We start from the raw sequence: 20,983 nt of genomic DNA on the forward strand, positions 1-20,983 counted from the left end.
CGGTTAGATAAGAAGCCAGTATTTTAATACTAATTTGATTTATATTAATTTCACTGTTTTCCCATAAAGTTATATCTTTAGCTATTTTTTGTAACCACCAGTCTATTAGATGTTTACTGTAGCCTATTTCTAAAGCAATATTTAAAATATCTAATTCCTTGAGATGTGATTCTTCATTATCTTCAAAAAATAATTGACTATTTAAGCCTAATATTTCATGATTTTTAGCATTAATAATTGGGTTATACTTGATGATTAACTTTTCTTCATTTATTGCCCTAAAAATTATATTATATAAGTCATTATTTTTTTTGTTCAGTTTATTTTCTATTTCTTGATTATAAGACTGATAACTATTAAAAGATTTCGTATAACTAGATTCTAAGGCAATAATAGATTTACTTAATAACTCGGTTATATTTTCTCCATCGTAAGGATGAATACTGACTCCAAAATTAGCAGTAACTAAAAAAGATTGTTCGTCAATAATTAAAGGCGGATGTAAACTTGATAAAATATTTTCGATAATGGTGTTAACTCTATTATTATTCTTCACTTCTTCTACCATTATTACATATTCATTAGGGGAAAGTTTGGTGAAAGCATCTCCAGCTGAAAGATTATTTTTGATGATTTTAACTAAACTATTTATTAGCTTATTTTCGGTATCTAAATTTAATTTATAAGTCAGATTTGCCCAATTATTAAACCTTAATTTCATTATGGCTAAATTTTCCTCTTTAATTTTATTATGACTTAAAGATAAAGATAATTGTTCGATGAATAACTTTGTATTTGGTAAATTAGTTATAGAATCATGGGTAGATTGATAACGGATAATTTCTTCTATTTTTTTAAATTCATTAATATTTTGTACTGATACTAATAAACATCTTTTATCTTGAAAATTAATCGGAGTATAATTAACCAAAACAGCGATTAAGTTATCATCTTTAGTTTTATGTATTGATTCTCTATTACTAGAAATATTCTTGTTTTTTATAATTTCTAAATCATAGTTAATAATTTCAGATTCTAATACAAATAAATCCTTGAGAGTTAAATTAATAATTTCTAATAAGGAATAGTTAACTAACTTACAATAAAAAGAATTAGCAGCTAAAATTTTTTGGGTATCTAAATCAATCACTAAAATACCTTCAGATATTAATTCAAAATTTTGTAATCCTTGATTATCAAGAGTGTGTAAAACAAAACTAGAATTATTATTCTCACTGTTATTTTGATTTTTCTCAGTTATTAAAGAAAGTTTATTAGGATAAATTAGACTAAAAAAAGTTTTAGATTTTAAATCAACAATATCATATTTAGCTTTAACTTCTATTCCTCCTAAAAGGATTATATCTCCTGGTTGTAATTGATGACAAGAAGATTGTGTTCCATTAATATAAATTCCATTAGTACTTTTATTTCCTTTTAAATCACCATCAATAATCCAAAAAATACTATAACAGTTGTTTTCGTCTTCTTCTATATTCGTATAATTTACTTTCACTAAACTAGCATGATTTCTGGAAATAACTCGATGATGAATGACTAAAGAATTAGTGGAATTTCTACCAATAGAATAATTATTTTTATCGAGAAAAAAAGTTTTTTTCCATGAACCAGATTCTAAAGCTAAGATATGTCTAATTGAATTATTATTATTCATTAATTCTTTTAACCTTTCTTTTAAATTTAAACATAGCATCAATTATAATTAGTAATAGGTAAATAGAGTAATAAAAATACTGTAAGTTTCACAATTTTTTTTGGTGTTAAATTTTGATAACCCTTTTACGGTTGTTAGATAGGTATAGTTGATAGAATTAAATTAGCATAATGGAAAATTAAATTTATCTTTAAAGTAGAAATATTATGGTTGCGAGTAAAGTTAGTGAAGTTTATCGTGTGTTAGAATGTCGTCCTGATAATTATCAAGGGTGGTATTGTCAAGGAAATCAATTACGCCATCGAAATTTATGTCAAGATGCACTATATAGTTATGAAAAGGCGATCGAATATCACCCGGGGGACTATTTTTCATGGTATTATCGAGGAAAAGTATTAGAAGAATTAGCACAATATTCTGAAGCGATTTCTAGTTTTAAAATAGCTTGTGAAATAGAACCAAATAATTATTGGTCATGGTATGATCAAGGTTATATTTGGCAGGAAAAATTAAATAATCATTTTGAAGCAATTAATTGTTTTACCACCGCATTAAAAAATAAATCTGAGGATTATTGGGCAACTTATCGCATGGCAAAATCCTATTATCATCAACGGAAATATCTTCTAGCATTAGACTTGTTTCAACAAACCTTAAAAATGCGCCCTGATGATTATTGGAGTTATTATTGGCAAGGGGAATCTCAGCAAAAATTACAGCAGTGGGAAAATGCCAAAAAAAGTTATCAGGAAGCCTTAATAATTAAACGAGATGATTATTGGGCATTGTTACAAATAGCACTGATTAATCAGCGACAATGCTTATATTTAGAGGCAATTAAATATTATGAGAAACTAGAAAAAATTTATGATTTAGACGAAGAAATAAATCAACAGTTAATTATTTGTAAACAAATTTTAGGGATAAAATAGTTATGATTTTGAATTATGAATCAAAAATTAGAAAATAGATTAACACGACAGAGATGAGAAACTGTAACAGATTAAGAATTAATCCAACAATTCCTCATTTCTCATTATTTATGCGGTAACTAACTGTTATATAAAACTTACTCATAGTTACCTATGACGTTTACTTCTTGCAACTACTGCGTCAAGTCGGCTTGATACTGTCCACAAGCGTTGATTCGGGTGTAACCCACCCTACTTTTATTATTCTAATTAATGCTTAATCTCGAATAATAACTAATTTTTTATTTAACTTAATCTTTAAATTAAATAGTTTTTACAGTCTTGGTTATCGACTTCGCTAAAATATAGCATATTTTTTTGTAAATGTCAACCTTTGAAAATAAGTAGATATAAGGAAGTATAATAAGCTATCTGTTAACAGTTAAAAGCTCCCCCTCTCCTAATTCCTTATTTCTAATAATTTATGTCTCTTGCTGAATATCTGTCAAAATCTTTAAATACTATAAAACGGGCTAATTGGTATCGTCAAGAAAAAACCATTACTGGTTTATCTGGGGCTGTAATTGAATTAGATGGACAAAAATTAGTTAATTTCGCTAGTAATGATTATTTAGGATTATCTGCTGATGAGCGTTTGATTAATTCTGCCATCGAAGCTATACAAAAATATGGTACTGGTAGCACCGGTTCAAGATTATTAAGTGGACACCGAAAATTACATGAAGACTTAGAAAAGGCGATCGCATCATGGAAACATACAGAAAAAGCATTGGTATTTAGTTCGGGATATAGTGCCAATATAGGTACAATTTCAGCGTTAGTTAATCAAAAAGATTTAATTTTAGGAGATGAATATAATCATTCGAGCTTGAAAAATGGAGCTAAATTAAGCCAAAGTCAGGTAATTGAATATAGCCATCATAATTGTCAAGATTTACAAGCAAAATTAATTAAAAATCGTTATCTTTATCGTCATTGCCTTATTCTTACCGATAGCGTTTTTAGTATGGATGGTGATTTATGCCCTTTACCGGAGTTACAGGCGATCGCCACTAAATATAATTGTTGGTTACTGATAGACGAAGCCCACGCAACGGGAGTTATGGGAAAAACTGGGGCAGGATGTTTAGAACATTTTGACATCAAAGGGGAAAATATTATTCAAATTGGCACATTAAGTAAAGCTATCGGTAGTCTGGGAGGGTATGTAGCAGGAAGTGAACTTTTAATCGATTTTTTGCGGAATCGTTGCCCCACATGGATTTATACTACGGCTTTATCTCCTGCGGATACTGGGGCGGCATTAAAAAGTATCGAAATCATACAATCCGAGCCGAAAAAGCGATGGCAATTATGGCAAAATATAGCATTACTGAAAGAAAACCTAAATTTTGTTAATATGGATTTTTTACCGTCAGAATCAGCAATTTTATGTTTAAAGTCAAAAACTGCGAAAGAAACCCTAAATTTAAGCGTAAAGCTACGAGAGAATGGATTTTTTGCCCCAGCTATCAGACCTCCAACCGTACCTACTAGCCGTATTCGTTTTTCTGTCATGGCAACCCATAAACCAGAGCATTTCACTCAATTAAATAAGGCGATCGCAGAATTTAGAATGTAGGGTGGGCAGCTCTCACAATTATAGTTAATTCAATTAAGATTGAGACAAATTTAAAAATTTTGTAGGGCGGGGCATCGCTCCACCATTAGATACTTTTCATAAACAGCCTTGAAATAAATTTCAAAGCCAAAAATCAGCGTTCAATAAATTGAACTAATAGTTATATCCGATAAAGTTTCTAGTTCATTTTGCTGTAAAATTCATTTTACAGTGGATTTTGGATTGATATGCAAGATCTAAGTATAATAAAAACTCTGATTATTCCCCTTTACCTGAATTGGTGGCGATCGCTAATAAATATGATTGTGGGCACTGCCCACTCTACTATCAGGGCGTTTTCAAAGTCGAGGTAAAATTGTCAAACCCTTGCCCTAAAAACCTTATAAGCTAAGGAGGTGATGACTTTTTTATTAATAATTAATTTATTATTATGAAAAAAACCCTGTAAATTTTGCGTACTATTAATTATAGCGATGGCTTTTTTGGATAATGAAAACGCCCTGGGGTTAGGGGGGATCATGTAGGTATATTTATTATTAGAAATCACCTTACTGATCAAAACTACGAATAAAAGATTCCTGTTTAAGAACCACAAATCGGGGAGTTAAAGGAGGTAAATTTTCAAAGGTATTAAAGAGTACATCATAATCCCAAGGCCGTAAAGGAGGATTGTAACCCGACCCCCATACACCTTGAGCATAAAGAGGAGTTGAAATACTTACGAAAGAGCCTCTATAACGCCATTCTTTACTACTCCAGTCCTCCAAAAAGCGAGGATAATTTTCTAAACCACCATTATATTGACCATTTGAAGGCTTATTACTAAGATCCGTACCGGAAAGAATAGCCACATTTTGTTCTGTATGGGAAGCAGCAATTTTACTCGCCGTATCCCCTATTCCTGCATTATCACAGTTTGTACCCGGACGGTGATTAATAGATCTATCAGGATTAAGACAAGCATTAGAAAGAGGATAAAAAGTATCAGCTAAAAAAGCCGCAGGTTGTTTATTCTGAACCCTGACAGTAGCATTGGCATCCGTTGTCGGAGTACTCAAAGTAGCACCTTTACCTGTGTGATAATCTTTTGCTCCTACATTATAATCCCCTTGAACATAAACACCTTGATCGGTGGCGAAAGTCATCCCCGTAGGATCTGGGTAAGTTGTAGTTTTACCTAAACCTAATAATTGTTTCCCGTCTGTAAGGGCAAAACCATAAGGGCTTTGTTTTGTTTTTGCAGAAGCATAAGTAGTACTATTAATAGTGGCGTGAATAACCATTCCTCCTTCAGAGGTATCTTGAGGAGCTAAACCGAGATTTTGAAAAGAATTAGCAGGTGCAGAACTATCAGCATTAGCTTTTTTATATAATAATTCGTTGGCGGAAACAAGATTACTACCATTCCAATAAACCCCTTGATGATTCCAAATAGCTAAACTTTCGAGATTTAACTGTAAGATTCGCATATCTCGTGCTTCTCTATCATTATAAAAACGAGTCAAAGATTTATCAGTGGCTGCATTTCGTCCTATATCAGTTAGAGGAGCGCTTATATAACAACGAGAAGTATCTGCCGTGGCAGTTCCCGTACCTAAACCACTGTACTCTCTTAAACCTGCTATTTGTTGGGGAGTCATTTCTCTTAGATTTGACCAAGCGGTATTTCTTAAGGTAGTAGTCGTAAATTGCGCTGTCAATCGAGAATCGTTGGAGAAAGTAGTTGGAGCAGTAGTTGGACCAAAATCATTGAGGAAAGTATCTGTAGTACTTATTGATTTTAGGGCTGTACTCATCAAAGAAAAACGCACAGGGGCATTTTGAGATTGTATTTGTGTTTGCAGATAGTCTTGAGCTACCAGTCTAAAAGCATTTTTTTGAGCTGTAGTTAAGGAATTCCACCAAACTTGTACAGTAACACCCGAAAGACTTATAGTGGGTAGTGCATTATCAAGGATAGGAGTACAAATATTAAAAGTAGCATAAGTGCTAGTAATACCAGAACCAGTAGGAGTAGATGCAGGAATTTTCGCCAAATCGGCACTCACCAGAACTGGCTGTCGTAAACTTTTTAGTTGAGCTAAAGTCAGATTTGTCTCTACAGGAGTTGTCCCACTTCGATCGATAGCTGTAACTTCAAAAGGAACCGTGGTGAGATAAGCGCTAGTAGAGGTAAGATTAGCAGTAGAAGTCGTTACCGGTTTATATAAAAATCGAAGATCCGCTTTTTTGTAATAATCACCATCTTGGTTTAAGATACTTGGCTGAGGAATAGAGACGGGGGCGTCTGTTCTCACTTTTACTTGAGAACCCCACACGTTATTAAGGCGTACAGGATCCATAAAGTTTGTTGTCTCGGTAGTACTACCAGTCCCATTAAAGAGTAAATTTAATAAATTTCCTGCGGCATCAGCGATTCTAACTTTTCCATCAGCAAAGGTTTCAGTACTATTTTTTCTACTCTGGAAAATATCTTTAACGGTGGTTACTTGAGCTTTAAGATCAAGTCCATTGCTACTACCCATATATAAATTACCATTGGTATGAACAGGACCGCTGAGAGTCATAGGAGGGGAAGGGAAAATTTCTAAATCTTCAGTATAAAAAGCGGCAAATTGAAACATGGGTATTAAGCGACTTTTTACATCCATTTGTAAGATAGCCGTTGCTTGTTTCCCATCATTGTTGTTATTAATATCATTCTTTTTAAAACTAAGAGCATAAATGGAATGACCAACTTCTAACATAGATAAACCCTGAAAAGCATCCCCTTGAGGCACTGTTCCTTGAACTCCTACACCTCCATTTTTTTCTGTTACATAGGTTGTCACAAGAGTATCACTTACCTTCGGATCGGGAGATATTATAGTTTTACTATCACAAGCAAAATCTCCGGTGCCTTGATTTGCCCCAGTAACAAAACAAGCATCAGCTTTACTGGGAGAAGTGCCTTGGGGAGTTCCATAGTTTAAAAACTTTTCTCTGATTTGATTGGCTCGAACATTCAACTGTCCTTCTGCACCATAAAATCCACTATTACTACTGGCAGCTGCCATAGCGGTTTCTTTTTCTGATTTATTATTAGTTTTTGCATATAATGCCATAAGTCCACTTAAGGCTAGAATAATTCCCAAGGCGATAACTAAAATATAACCTTGTTCTTGATTAGATTTGCCATTGTACTTAGTTTTCAGTAAGTGGAAAAGAAGTAAGTTTTTTGAAAAATTGCGGTTAGTTTTCATAATATCTTAGTGTTGATTTAATAATAAAAAATAAAAATTTTAAATATTGATTGCCTTTAAATTTCTAAAGTTGGAAGAAAGGCTTTCCTAAACTAAGCAGTGAGGAGATTAAATAATTTTTTTTCATAACCAATCCGTAGTTATAAGGTATTGCGAATAAAGAATTTTTGGGACATCGTTAAATCCTCTGGTCTTAATTGTTTTTGGGAAGGATTATTCTCGTTTTTTTGTTTAACTGTAGCTTTTACTTCTATGGATTTTATGTTTTCAAATTTATAATTAGCTAATGATACAGTGGGAGTGCAATTGATAGCAGTTTCAGTAATTTGTTTACAAATAGATTCAGTGCCATCATCATTTTTGAGAGTGACATTAATATTAAGTTTATCTACATATTCTGCTAACTCCAAGGCTCCCGTAGTATCATCTTTGATGATTAATTTTAATGTATTGCTCTCAACTTTATACTGCCGTTTATCCATTAAGTATATGGTACTATTGACAGGATAATTTTCTGTCCAAGTCTGGCTAGTTACTGTAAGAGTAGGAGGAACTGTTGTCATGTTTTCTCCTACATACTCGAAATACTCTCCTTTTTTGAGATCCTTGTTGAATATATAAGCTTTAATTTTACCACCGTTGGCAATTCTTTGACTTTTCCATTGTCCGATGATGTCACTACTGCTATCAAGTTTTAAAGTAGTATTAGATTGCCCTTTAATTAAAGCTTCTTTGAGAGTTAAAGATACGGGTATAATTGTTTTTTTGATGGTCATTTCCGAATACTCAGTTGCCTGATTAGCATTAAATACTTTAAGTTCCACTAAAGGAATATTCGTATCAACGATTCCTTGTCCTATCTGTTGCATATCAGGACCTATGGCGGCTAAAGTTGTTTTTAGTCTTTGGTTTACATCGGCAATTCCTTTATCTTGTATAAAACTTAATCTTAGATTATTAAAACCCCCCAAAGCAAAACCCAAAAGAATTAATCCCATTATGGTGCTACCCATAATTTCAACGAGGGTAAATCCCGATGAATGATTTTTACTATGGGAATTATTTTTTTTGCAGAGTAGTAAAAATAGTTTGGGCGGTATAGTAAACATATTCTTGATCTGCGGTAGTTTTATTATCTTCATACTTTATTACTTTTGGATTTTTAATTTGAACAATAATATATCTAATATTAGATGCCGTGTTTGTCAGACAATTACTAACTACATTATTTGTTATGTTTGGGTCATCATTAGAACAGATATTGATTACTACTTTATACTTGTAGCCTCCAAAATCGTTTTTTCGATCATCAGACAGTTGAAATGTTGTTGTGCCTATTCTATTTATGTTAGTTTTTACTATAGTGGTCGGTGTTGGAATCGTTAACGTTGATGTTTGGATGAATTGAGGAGTAGCATTTAAGTCATCTTTAAAGTCATATCTGATGCCTTCTAAAATTTCTTTAGATAAAGATACAGCACCTATGGTTATTTTTTGATCTAAGTTTTCTACTTTTAATAATAATAAAAACTGTAAATTAACAGCAAAGGCGATACTTAAAATTGTCATGGCTACCATTGTCTCTATAAAAGAGAATCCTTCTGGAGGTTTCTTTTTGCGAGTGAGAAGATAATATTGAAGTTGTGAGGAAAAATAATGTTTATTCATAAGAATTATTTTTTAATCATAGTTAATATAAACACATAGCAATTTTCACATAAGCGAGGTATGGGCAAGGGGCGGTCATCCTATTATTGTTAGCAAGATTTATAGAGACCTCATCATAATAAAAAACGCTATAATAATTAATTATTACTCGATAATTGCCCCTCCCTGCTTGATAGTTATATTTTTTGTTTGATTATTGGTAGTATTTGTCAAAGTTAATGTTAATTGCGACTGTAACTGATTATTCCCATTAAAAATATAGACAATACCTCTACTGTTAATACACATTGACCAATTAGTTATATCGGCGGTAAACGTAGCTAAAGCTTTAGGTGTATTGTATCCTTTATCTTCTGGTAAAGTTACATCATCTCCTTGAAGACGCCTATTTAGTGACCAGTTATCAGCTAACTCTACTACCGCACCGGTTGAAGCCGATATGGGAGAACCTAAGGTAATTGTTACAGAGTCAGGAATACCAGTTATATTAGCCGCAGTGCCACCGACTTTAATAGCATCACCTACGTTAAATCCTCCCGAAGAGACTACTTTTATATCCGTTGTCGATGAAGCATTTTGTGTTAATTTGGTGACAGAATTACAGCCTCTAGTTTTAGCTATTTCTACAAGGAATTTATTAGTTGGTTTAGCCGGATCTGGTTTTATTCTGACTGCGGAGGTATTACCAATGGCAGTATTACGGGCTTGTTGTAAAATACCGATAACTTGATCTTTGCCGTCTATTTCTGCGGAGGATTCCCTTTTCAAGGAAAGATAGGGAATGGCGACTGCTGTGATGATGCCGAAGATCGCTAGGGTTACGAGAAGTTCCATTAAAGTATAACCACTATTATCCTTATTTAATTTTTTGATGATATTAGTTATAATTTCTTCTTTTTTTTGCATATGCGCCTCCCCGACCAGAAGTTTTTTTCGGATTTATATTAATATTATAAATATTTTTTTGAAAATCTTTCTCCGTGTTAATACTTAATTTTATATAAATTTTCAATAAAGCTATTTTTAAGATTATATTGCTTTTATAAAGTCTGTTTAATGAAGACATTTTGTAAAGATTCTGTAAGCAAGATAACAAGATCGCAAGTTATAGATTAAATTACTTTTTCCCATTTATTAAAGGCAATTTTAGGCTTTTTTTTGACGTTAAAAATATCAGGATTTACCGATTCAATTCTGCCGTTATCAATACGCCAACAGTTATCGGCAATTTCGACTAAATCACTAGCATCATGGGTAACAACTAATAATGTCCAATGTTGTTTTAATCTTGATAATAAATTAACTAATTGGTCTTTCATTAACCAATCTAATCCTGCTGTTGGCTCATCTAATAGTAGAATATTTGGTTGACGAATTAATTGCACTGCTAAAGATAATCGCCGTTGTTGTCCGCCACTAAGGGCATGGGGGGGAGTATCATAACTAATGTGTTCTAATCCTACTTCCGTTAAAGCCTCTTTGACACGAATGGCACTTAACTCTGGATGTCCTAATCGTAATTCTTCAAGAACATTATTACCACAAAAATGACGTTCGGGAAACTGAAAAACAATACCACTTAATTGTTGTAATTCTTCTGGGGTTAGTTCGTCTGTATCCCATAAAATTTCACCACTGGTTTTCTCCGCCAATCCTGCTAAAATTTCTAATAATGTAGTTTTACCTGAACCACTTGTACCAACAATTAAACCTAGTTTTTGAGGTGCTAAAGTTAGATTAATATTTTCAATAATAGCTTGAGGGGTTGCTGGAGGATGGTAAGTAACGTTTTTTAAGTAAAGCATTATGTAATAATAAATAGTGATTAGTTGATAATTAATAGTTGATAATTAATAGTTGTAGAATAGGCATCTTGCCTCGTAATTCCTAATTCCTAATTCCTCATTCCTAATTTCTAACACTTTTATACTTTAAACATGACAAAAATTATTGCCTATTTAGGACCCAAAGGTACTTATTCAGAAGTTGCAACTCTTTATTATGCTCAATATTTACAAGAAAAAAAAGGTATTAAATCTGAGTTAGTACCCATAGTTAGTATTTCTCAAACTTTGCATACATTGGCAAAAGGTGAAGTTGATATTGCTGTTGTACCTGTTGAAAACTCCATTGAAGGTACAGTAGCGATTACTCTTGATACTCTCTGGGAACTACAAGACTTACATATTCAACAAGGTTTAACTATTCCTATAATACATAATTTGTTGTCCAGAGGGCGATCACTAGAAGGGATCAAAACCGTTTATTCTCATCCCCAAGCCTTAGCACAATGTCAGAAATGGCTAGAAAAAAATTTACCCCAAGCACAATTAATTCCTACTAATTCTACAACTGAAGCTCTACATCATCTTAATCAAGAACCGACGGCGGGAGCAATTTCTTCTTTAAGGGCGGCACAACTCTACGATTTACCAATAAAAGTTGCTAATATTAACGATTATGCCGATAACTGTACTCGTTTTTGGGTCATTAGTAAAGAACTTCATGATCACGGTAATCATGTATCTTTAGCTTTTGCTTTTGGGGCTAATCTTCCGGGGGTATTAGTTAAACCTTTACAGATTTTTGCAGATAAAGAAATTAATTTAACTAAAATTGAATCACGACCGACAAAACGTTCTTTAGGAGAGTATTTATTTTTTGTAGATTTACAGGGGGATACCTCTAAAAAACCTATTCAATCAGCGATACAGGAATTATCTTCTTTAACGAAAGTATTAAAAATTTTTGGCAACTATGACATTCTTTGTGTTGATCGTCAACAGTTAAATAGTGTATTAGGAGATAGGTATAGCAATCCTATTTGATTTGTGGCATTTCCATCGGAAACAATTTAGAATTTAGCCATTGCCTATTGCCTATTGCCTATTCATTGCCCATTGCCCATTGCCCGAAGAATTTAGAATTTAGAAATGACGAGAGTTTTAGAGTTATTAATATTTAATTTACCACAACCTATTTTCCGATTGCTGTAGAAGGAAAATACTTAATTAGGCTCTACTGAAAATCAATTTGACTAATGTTTAAATCAATTATTACCACTATATTCTATTGGCTGTCTCCTAGCTTCATCAAAAATTTTATGTCTAACTCAGGTATTATTAATTATTAATTCTGACTATTGCATCTTTGTTTTGTTTAAAGTTAGATAATTTTAGTCCAATAATCGATTCCATCAATTTAGGATTTAGATTTACAATGGAATCACTTAACTCAAAAGTTTGAAATCCTGCGGGGAAAACTAACAGAAAACTAGCAGTTTCATTTCCCACTGCTTCAGACCAATGAGTCCAACCTTGAGGAATAAAAAAAATCATTCCTGGTTCTAATGTTTCCTCAAAAACCTTACCCTTACTATCTATAATGACAGTTTTTGCTTTACCTGATAATAAAATCTGTTCTTCCCAAGTATCATGCCAATGAGGAGTCCGGGATGCACCTGATTTGATTTCCACCCGTGCAGAATCATTTTCAGCAATGGGAAAATTTTTCTTTCTACAATAGGCAACCATACCAGCATCATAATTATAAACTTCAACATCTCTAGGTTCACAAGCAAATCTCATTACTTGACTCGCATCTGTAGAAGCAGTAATTACCATTGGTTGTTTTAAAATTGAAACATTAGTTTTCGTAAAAAATTCTGATTCCTTCACAAAATCAGGAAGAAAAATCTCTGTTGAATGAGTGGGTTTTGTGTTTAATGATATTGATTGATGAAGCGTTTGCGCTTTTAAGCCAAAAGAAAAAAAAGCTATACCAATGACGACACAACAGACATAGATAAGTAACTTTTTGATTTTCATAATGTTTTATCAAATATATAGTTAATCAAGAAAGAAGAAACAACGTTACTCTGAAGATTACAATATCTAGTGGTCAAAAAAATTACTTATTACTTATTACTTATTACTTTTGTTTATCAAGAGAATTTTTCAGACAAATCTATAGTTGAGGTACAAATTGTTCTTTTTCTGGTACAATTGTGTATTCAGCTACTATCTGACGAAATTCCTCGCCGTCAATGGTTTCTTTTTCAATTAATAAGTCCACTAATCGATCAATTACTTCACGATTTTCACGAATAATTTGACGAGCAATTTGATGTCCATGTTCGGCTAATATTTTGATTTGAGCGTCAATACGAGCTGCACTTTCTTCTGAATATTCCGCACGATTCATAAAACCACCACCGAGAAAAACTTCTCCACCTTGTCCTTCTAATGAAAGAGGACCTAAATCACTCATCCCGAAACGTGTCACCATCTGACGTGCCATAGCTGTAACTTGCTGTAAATCACCTCCAGCACCTGTGGTTACTTCATCATCCCCGAAAACTTCTTCTTCTGCGGCTCTTCCTCCCATCGCTCCAGCAATTCTTGCCATTAACTGTGCTTTGGTGGTTAATCCTTGTTCTTCATTTGGGGTAAACCATGTTAAACCTTGGGCTTGTCCACGAGGAATTAAGGTTACTTTTTGTACTGGATCGTGATCCTTAACTAAAGTACCAACGATGGCATGACCAACTTCATGATAAGCAATCAAGCGCTTACTTTTACTATCCACTAAAGGAGTACCTTCCATACCTGCTACTACTCGATCAACCGCCGCATCAATTTCTGATAGGGTAATTTCTGGTTTACGACGACGAGCGGTTAAAATGGCAGCTTCGTTGAGTAAGTTGGCTAAATCTGCACCACTAAAACCAGGAGTACGACGGGCGATCGCCTCTAAAGACACACTAGATGCTAATTTTTTGTTACGAGCATGAACGTCTAAAATACTCATTCTGCCTTTAAAATCAGGGGGATCAACCATTACTTGGCGATCGAAACGACCGGGACGCATTAAAGCTGAGTCTAACACATCTGCACGGTTTGTAGCTGCAATGACAATAATTCCAGTATTGCCCTCAAAACCATCCATTTCGGTTAATAACTGGTTTAAAGTTTGTTCTCTTTCATCATTACCACCGCCAATACCTGCTCCTCTTTGTCTTCCCACTGCGTCTATTTCATCGATAAAAATAAGGCAGGGAGCGTTTTCTTTGGCTTTTTTAAATAAATCCCGTACCCGAGAAGCACCAACACCCACAACCATTTCTACAAATTCTGAACCTGAAATGCTGAAAAAAGGTACACCGGCTTCTCCGGCGTTCGCCTTAGCTAGTAAGGTTTTACCAGTACCCGGAGGTCCTACTAATAAAACACCTTTGGGAATTTTTGCTCCAACGGCGGTGAATTTCTCAGGTTGTTTAAGAAAAGTAACAACTTCTTCTAATTCTTCCTTTGCTTCTTCGATACCAGCTACATCATCAAATTTGACGCCAGTTTTTGCATCCATCTGAAAACGAGCTTTAGATTTACCGAAATTCATGGCTTGTCCGGGGCCACCTGGCATATTACTAGAACGGCGGAAGAGGAAAAATAAAGAAGCAATCAATAAGACGGGGAAAACTAAGTTACCTAAAATACCCCAAATAGCCCCTTCGTTGCGTAAAGGATGAGAGTCAAAATTCACTCCTGATTCTCTTAATTTAGTGATTAATTCAGGGGAAGTACCGGGTAAATCAACTCTTAATCTTTGTATTTGATGTAATTCAGGATCTATAGCTTCTACGATCGCTGTACGTCCATTTTCATATAAGTCAACAGTGCTAACTCTGCCTTTATCTAAATATTCTAAGAATCTTCCATAGGTCATACGAGTACTAGCAGTATTGTTTTGATCACTGATATTAGTAGCAAAACTTCCTTGCCAGATGAAAAAGCCGATTACTAAAAATGGGATGGTCCATAATAGGGCTGTACGCCAAGAGAATTTCATAATTTCCTTATTTTATTAATATTTTATTAATTGAATGAGCCGAACCAGTAGTTAACTTGTTCTAACTTTGTTTTTTATTACTTATGATCAATTGTAACAACTATTTCTTAACTAAACTTAACATAACTCTCATTTTTTATGCAATATCCTTCAAACCATAATTTGAATAAACTATTAAATTTATGAGGAAGGGTAATTGATAATTATGGAATAAGCATCTTGTCTCATAATTCCTAATTCCTAATTAATTTAATAGTCTTTTTTTTCGATAGAGTTTCTAATCTCGTTAAGATCAATATATCTATCCGTAGCGTTTCGCAACTCACGAGCAATCATCCCATCAGTAGAAACTACGGTAATATGAGTGTTTTTTGATCTTAAAAGTTCAATGGCTCTTTCAAAATCCCCGTCACCACTAAATAAGACGACTCGATCATATTGATCTACTGTGTTAAACATATCAACTACTATTTCTATATCAAGGTTAGCTTTCTGAGAAAAACGACCTGAGCTATCATCGTAATATTCTTTAAGAATTTTTGTCCGAACGGTATAACCTAAACTGATTAAAGCATCTCGAAAACCTCGTTGATCTTGAGAATCTTTTAAGCCCGTGTACCAAAAAGCATTAATTAACATAAATCCTGATTCTTCAGAAAAGAAGTCAATTACTTTACGAGGATCAAAAAACCAACCATTTTTTTGTTGAGCATAAAACATATTATTACCATCAACAAAGATAGAAATTCTATCTCTGATACGGTATTGATTGATATGATGATTATGATGGTTATGATTGTGATTTATTTCTGTATTAGTTGAATTAATAATAGTAGTAGAATTTACTTGATATGCTGGATTATATTCTGGTCTAGGAATTAATTGGGGCTTAGGATTTAAGGAACTATGATCATTATTTTCTCCTGTAAAATTTATAGTAGAATTTAGTTCTGATTTTAGTTCTAAAAGTTGTTTTTGTAAGCTATAATTACCATGATTAAAGTCAATATTTTGCATAAAATAATATCTAATTTAATAAATTAAAAAATAAAAATAAGATAAGTTTTTTTATAGATATAGTTATGGTTATATTCTATACTAATTTTCTAAAATTTAGCTATAAATCCAGAGATAAAATGATCAAAATAAGTATTTAGCATCACTAAATTCTCAAAATTTAGTATCAAAATATACTGTTTAATTAGCCATTGCTAAAAAATTTTTATGATAATAATAAGCAAAAGCAATTTTTTTTGGCACTCATGTAGAAAATTTAGCTAAAAGCTAAAACCTGAAAATCTAGGTATTTTACCGAAAATTTATTATTAATTAAATCAATAGATAAAATAATCAATAAATAGGCCAAATTACTTCATAGTTAGGCTTATCTGAGTTTTTTACTAATAGATAATAAAGTTGTAGATCAATAATTTAACTAAAATAATTAATTAAAATTTTCAGGGTAAGAACACCAATCGCTCCAACCACCTACATATAATTTACAATGATTAATATTAATGGTTTTCAAGGCAAAAATGTCAACACAAGCCGTTACCCCTGAACCACAATAAACAATAATTTCCTGATAATTTTTATATTGATGCCAAATGGCCTCTAATTCTGTCACTGATTTGAGGTTGCCCTTCTCTGTAGTCATGTCTTGCCAAAAAACGTTTTTAGCGGATGGAATACTACCAGCTACAGGATCAATCGGTTCTACTTCTCCTCGATAGCGATCGCCAGATCTCGCATCGATAATGACTGTAGAATCAGAATTTTGATGATTTTTTACATAATCAATATCTACCAACCAATCAGATTGAAGTTGAGGCAAAAATGATCCTTGATAAAAAGCAGGATTTATGCAATCAACAGGGTAATTAAGTTTTTTCCATTCCTGCCAACCACCATCAAGGATAAATACTTGATTATGACCTAAGTATTGCAATAACCACCACAAACGAGAAGCATAAGCAAAACGAGCATCATCATAAACCACAACAGTAGTCTTATTTTTGATAATGCCGATGTCTGCTAATTTTTGAGCGAAAATATCAATGTTAGGTAATGGGTGACGACCTCCTTTATTTTGAGTTGGGCTTGAAAGATCTTGATTTAAGTGTAAATAATAAGCGTTTTGAATATGGCTTTGTTTATATTGGTAATAACCCCAATCGCTTTCAGAAAGACGAAAACGACAATCAATAATTTTGACATGGGAATTATCTAGGTTATCTTTGAGCCATTGTGCTGAGACTGTAGTCTGAGTTTGACCCATTTTTTGTAATAAAAGTTAAATAAATAATAAATATAGAATAAATAAAAATAGATAGCTATAAGTTTAGCAGTTGAGAGTTGATCCTTGCGATACTAAACAATTTTTAGCATCAAATCATACTTCATATAAAATTAAATTTATATATTTTAAAATTTGGTCAATGAAAAAATCAGCAACTAAACTACTGTTAAAACTCGATCATATTCTACTTGACTAGATTTCCAAGCATCCCAAACATCTACTTTTTGCTGAAGATTTAACCACAATTGATGTCCATTACCAAATGCTTTACCAATTCTAATGGCTAAATCAACAGTAATCGGTTGTTTTTCCTGATTAAGATCATTAACTATTTGATGAGATACTCCTAAAATTTCAGCAAATTGTATTTGACTAATCTTTAAATCCTCCAGAATATCTGCAATAACTTCACCCGGATGTACTGGTTTTTCAGATCTATCTTTAGTTAAATTCTGCTCCTTTTGTCTCCTTATTTAAAACCCTTAATTAATTAATTACATATTTTAATATTTGAATGATAATCTTCGAGATTCAGATCATAAGCGTTACCATTTGCAAATTTAAAAGTAATCCGCCAATTTCCTGATACTTTTATTGACCAAGTTCCTTTTTTATCACCTTTTAATTCATGCAAATCATAACCCGGTAATCTCATATCTTCTAAAATTAAAGCTGAATCTATTACCTCTAATCTGATTCTTATTTTCTTTTCTAAATTTTGTGGAACTCCCTTATTGATATTGTCTTTAAATAATTTTTCAAGAGTTTTATTTTTAAAAGTTTGAATCATTCATTGTTTATGTTTTTTTATTTAATTAACATTTTTATTCTAATGGTTTCCGACACGAGATCTGGCAATACGATAACTTAAGATAATGACAGGTAAAATGCCTACTAAAATGATAGTTAATGCTGGAGCTGATGCTTCTATTAATCTTTCATCAGAGGCGTATTGATAGACTCTCACTGCAAGGGTATCAAAATTAAACGGGCGCATTACTAGAGTTGCGGGTAACTCTTTGAGAACATCTACGAAAACTAACATTATTGCTGTTAAAATTCCTCCCCACATTAAGGGTAAATGCACTTTAAAAAGAGTAGCAAATGGACTAGAACCAAGACTGCGGGAAGCATCATCAAGGTTAGGTTTTATTTTACTTAAACTTGATTCAATAGTATTAAAAGAAACTGCTAAAAATCTGACTAAATAGGCGTAAATTAAACCAATAATTGTACCACTTAATAATAAACCTGTGGAGATATTAAAATTATTCATCATCCAATTATCAAGGCTATTATCAAAGTTACCTAACGGAATTAAAATTCCCACAGCAATGACTGAACCCGGTATAGCATAACCCATTGAGGAAATTCTGACAGAAATATTAACGATAAAATGGGGTATTAATCTTTGTCCATAAGCCATAAAAAAGCCGATAATAATAGCAATAAAAGCACTAATTAAAGCTAAAATAAAACTATTTCTTGATAATTCTAAAAAACTATTATTTAAACTTTCTTCTCTGTTATTTAAAGTTAAATTAATTAAATAAACAGTAGGAATTATAAAACCTAAAATAACGGGAACTATACAGGCAATAAAAGCAATACTTCCTCTAAAAAAATTGAGGTTATAACGGGGTAATTTTTGACTACTATTATTAGTTTGATAATAACGAGCGTGTGATCGAGATAATCGTTCGATGACAATTAAAATGACGATAAAAAGCATCAAAAAAGAAGCTAATTGAGCGGCAGCAACTCTTTCCCCCATGCCAAACCAGACACGATAAATCCCCGTAGTAAAAGTACTTACCCCAAAATATTGCACAGTGCCAAAATCATTAAGGGTTTCCATCAGAGCTAATGCTAAACCGGCTACAATAGAAGGACGAGAAGCAGGTAAGGCAACTTTCAGAAAACTTTGCCAAGGGTTATAACCTAATGAGCGACTGGCTTCTAGGGTACAAACCGATTGCTCTAAAAAGGCTACTCTTGCCAAAAGATAAACGTAAGGATAAAGTACTAATATTAACATGGCAATCGCCCCCCAAATATTACGGATGGAAGGAAACCAATAATCATCGATACTTTGCCACCCGAAAGTTTTTCTTAACCAAATTTGTACAGGCCCGAAATATGATAACATATTAGTGTAACTAAAAGCTAAAATATAAGCAGGAGCGGCTAAAGGCATTAATAATAACCATTCTAAAACCCGAGAGCCGACAAAATTACACATAGTAACAAGCCAAGCACAGCCAACACCAATAACTAAAACTCCCAAAGTGACACCAAACATTAACCATAAAGTATTGAGGATATAATCTTTTAACACAGTGTCGATTAGATGCTCCCAAATTTCTTGATGATTGCTAAAAATTCCTGTCAAAATAGTTAAAATAGGCACAGAAATTAATAAAGCGACAACTATCACAGATAAATACCATAAATAAGTTGACATATTATTGAACCACTGTTTAAAAAGAAGATTATTTTTTCTCTTGGTAAGGGAATCTACTTTAAACATAAAATATAGAAAGTTAATATAAATATGAACCTTATATTACCACAGGCAATAGATGTGGAATTTAGAATTTAGAATGGAAAAATTTTTAATTTTCCACCTTTACAAGAATTTTAAACTCTCATTTCATTTCTGCACTCTACAACTATGAGACTCAGGAAATTTCTTAATTCTTCATTGTTAATTCTTCATCCCTAATTCCTAATTCCTAATTAATCTATTCCTCTTTGCGATAAGATATATTAAGCATTAAATCATCGGAGTATATCAAAAAAATGTTAACTTTAAAAATTGTAGTAAATATTGTTGTAGCTTTTTTCATCTTATTATTTATTTTTGGATTCCTTTCTGGAGATCCGGCCCGTAACCCCGGAAGCAAAGACTTAGAATAATTTTCAGGGATTTGAGCTATAATCGACAATTAACAATTAGTAATTACAATAACAAACTTTTGTGGTGGATGTCTTGATCTCAATTTTTTTGCTTCTGAAGATAATTCGAGAATAATTAGAACATCGTTCTTATTTAACCACACAAGAAGAAATTTTATTGGAACTTTTATATGTACTCATACAAAATTAATTGTCTATAGGCAATGCAATGCAAGGCAAAGGGTTTAAACCCCTTGTTAATAATGACAATAGCTCTTAAACTAATAAATAAGTGCTACTACCTTCACTCTTTTCCTCACCAGTAAACTTAGATACAAACTAGCTTAGTAGATAATTCTTTCTTCTTTAATCAACTCGACAGCGTCTCTACCATCAAAAGATTCTACATAAACCTTTACTTGTTCTTCTTTTGCTGTAGGTAAAGATTTGCCAATAAAATCGGGATGTATTGGTAACTGTCGATGTCCTCGATCAACTAATACTACTAATTTAATAATTTCTGGTCTGCCATATTCATTGACGGCATTTAAAGCTGCTCTAATGGTTCTACCTTTATAAATCACATCATCCACAAGGATAACAATTTTTCCGTTTAAATCAAAGGGTATTTCTGTGCGTTCAGGTGTTCTTGTTTTAATTTTATCTAAATCGTCTCGATAAAAGGTTATATCAATGGCACCTACAGGTACTTTAACTTGTTCAATCACCTCAATTTGATGAGCAATCATCACTGCTAAAGGAACTCCTCTAGTATAAATTCCCAATAATACTACTTGAGAT

Annotated in this window: 18 protein-coding genes; 4 read left to right on the forward strand and 14 right to left on the reverse strand. The window is 32.7% G+C overall.

Annotated features, from left to right (window positions below):
- On the reverse strand, positions 1-1,714 hold a 1,714-nt coding region (locus tag FWJ34_RS09385; protein WP_308255057.1), incomplete at its 3' end, for a diguanylate cyclase domain-containing protein.
- 167 nt (positions 1,715-1,881) lie between these two features.
- Between FWJ34_RS09385 and FWJ34_RS09390 the strand changes: the two genes are divergently transcribed.
- Both FWJ34_RS09390 and bioF read left to right on the forward strand, forming a co-directional pair.
- Entirely contained in the window at positions 1,882-2,607 is a 726-nt protein-coding gene (locus FWJ34_RS09390; protein ID WP_308255058.1) for a tetratricopeptide repeat protein, read from the forward strand.
- A 463-nt stretch (positions 2,608-3,070) separates the two neighbouring features.
- The gene (bioF, locus tag FWJ34_RS09395; protein ID WP_308255059.1) at positions 3,071-4,228 is read left to right on the forward strand and encodes an 8-amino-7-oxononanoate synthase; all 1,158 of its coding nucleotides are present in this window, start codon (positions 3,071-3,073) and stop codon (positions 4,226-4,228) included.
- A gap of 548 nt (positions 4,229-4,776) precedes the next feature.
- Here bioF and FWJ34_RS09400 read toward each other — a convergent pair.
- From FWJ34_RS09400 to FWJ34_RS09420, 5 genes are all read right to left on the reverse strand, one after another.
- Positions 4,777-7,470 (reverse strand): hypothetical protein, encoded by a 2,694-nt coding sequence (locus tag FWJ34_RS09400; protein ID WP_308255060.1) that lies wholly within the window; start codon positions 7,468-7,470, stop codon positions 4,777-4,779.
- Between the two features lie 140 nt (positions 7,471-7,610).
- Entirely contained in the window at positions 7,611-8,579 is a 969-nt protein-coding gene (locus FWJ34_RS09405; protein ID WP_308255061.1) for a hypothetical protein, read from the reverse strand.
- Positions 8,530-9,138 (reverse strand): prepilin-type N-terminal cleavage/methylation domain-containing protein, encoded by a 609-nt coding sequence (locus FWJ34_RS09410; protein WP_308255062.1) that lies wholly within the window; start codon positions 9,136-9,138, stop codon positions 8,530-8,532. Before FWJ34_RS09410 ends, FWJ34_RS09405 begins: the two co-directional genes overlap by 50 nt.
- 144 nt (positions 9,139-9,282) lie before the next feature.
- Positions 9,283-10,044, reverse strand: coding sequence for a prepilin-type N-terminal cleavage/methylation domain-containing protein (locus FWJ34_RS09415; protein WP_308255063.1), 762 nt, complete (start codon positions 10,042-10,044; stop codon positions 9,283-9,285).
- A 206-nt stretch (positions 10,045-10,250) separates the two neighbouring features.
- Positions 10,251-10,943: an energy-coupling factor ABC transporter ATP-binding protein gene (locus tag FWJ34_RS09420; protein WP_308255064.1), complete on the reverse strand. Its 693-nt coding sequence runs from the start codon at positions 10,941-10,943 to the stop codon at positions 10,251-10,253.
- Between the two features lie 132 nt (positions 10,944-11,075).
- On the opposite strand from FWJ34_RS09420, the gene pheA reads away from it, so the two are divergent.
- A complete protein-coding gene (gene pheA / locus FWJ34_RS09425) occupies positions 11,076-11,966 on the forward strand; it encodes a prephenate dehydratase (protein ID WP_308255065.1) in 891 nt (296 codons plus the stop codon).
- Positions 11,967-12,260: 294 nt separating this feature from the next.
- Here pheA and FWJ34_RS09430 read toward each other — a convergent pair whose 3' ends face one another.
- The 7 genes from FWJ34_RS09430 to FWJ34_RS09460 all read right to left on the reverse strand — a co-directional run bounded on the left by FWJ34_RS09430 (position 12,261) and on the right by FWJ34_RS09460 (position 19,748).
- On the reverse strand, positions 12,261-12,965 hold the full coding sequence (locus FWJ34_RS09430; RefSeq protein WP_308255066.1) for a cupin domain-containing protein: 705 nt from the start codon (positions 12,963-12,965) through the stop codon (positions 12,261-12,263).
- 139 nt (positions 12,966-13,104) lie between these two features.
- Positions 13,105-14,985: an ATP-dependent zinc metalloprotease FtsH2 gene (gene ftsH2, locus FWJ34_RS09435; RefSeq protein WP_308255067.1), complete on the reverse strand. Its 1,881-nt coding sequence runs from the start codon at positions 14,983-14,985 to the stop codon at positions 13,105-13,107.
- A gap of 249 nt (positions 14,986-15,234) precedes the next feature.
- Positions 15,235-15,759: an NYN domain-containing protein gene (locus tag FWJ34_RS09440; RefSeq protein WP_308255072.1), complete on the reverse strand. Its 525-nt coding sequence runs from the start codon at positions 15,757-15,759 to the stop codon at positions 15,235-15,237.
- A 670-nt stretch (positions 15,760-16,429) separates the two neighbouring features.
- Positions 16,430-17,263, reverse strand: a complete 834-nt coding sequence (locus tag FWJ34_RS09445; RefSeq protein ID WP_308255068.1) for a sulfurtransferase — start codon at positions 17,261-17,263, stop codon at positions 16,430-16,432.
- A 176-nt stretch (positions 17,264-17,439) separates the two neighbouring features.
- A complete protein-coding gene (locus tag FWJ34_RS09450) occupies positions 17,440-17,757 on the reverse strand; it encodes a HigA family addiction module antitoxin (protein WP_308255073.1) in 318 nt (105 codons plus the stop codon).
- A gap of 17 nt (positions 17,758-17,774) precedes the next feature.
- A complete protein-coding gene (locus FWJ34_RS09455) occupies positions 17,775-18,074 on the reverse strand; it encodes a type II toxin-antitoxin system RelE/ParE family toxin (RefSeq protein ID WP_308255069.1) in 300 nt (99 codons plus the stop codon).
- A gap of 39 nt (positions 18,075-18,113) precedes the next feature.
- On the reverse strand, positions 18,114-19,748 hold the full coding sequence (locus tag FWJ34_RS09460; protein WP_308255070.1) for an iron ABC transporter permease: 1,635 nt from the start codon (positions 19,746-19,748) through the stop codon (positions 18,114-18,116).
- 338 nt (positions 19,749-20,086) lie between these two features.
- Between FWJ34_RS09460 and FWJ34_RS09465 the strand changes: the two genes are divergently transcribed.
- Complete coding sequence (locus FWJ34_RS09465; RefSeq protein WP_066120507.1) at positions 20,087-20,203, forward strand: photosystem II reaction center protein I; 117 nt, start codon at positions 20,087-20,089, stop codon at positions 20,201-20,203.
- 323 nt (positions 20,204-20,526) lie between these two features.
- Here FWJ34_RS09465 and pyrR read toward each other — a convergent pair.
- The coding region (pyrR, locus tag FWJ34_RS09470) for a bifunctional pyr operon transcriptional regulator/uracil phosphoribosyltransferase PyrR (protein WP_308255071.1) at positions 20,527-20,983 on the reverse strand (457 nt) is incomplete at its 5' end.

This window comes from Geminocystis sp. GBBB08, from assembly GCF_016743215.1.
GTDB lineage: Bacteria > Cyanobacteriota > Cyanobacteriia > Cyanobacteriales > Cyanobacteriaceae > Geminocystis.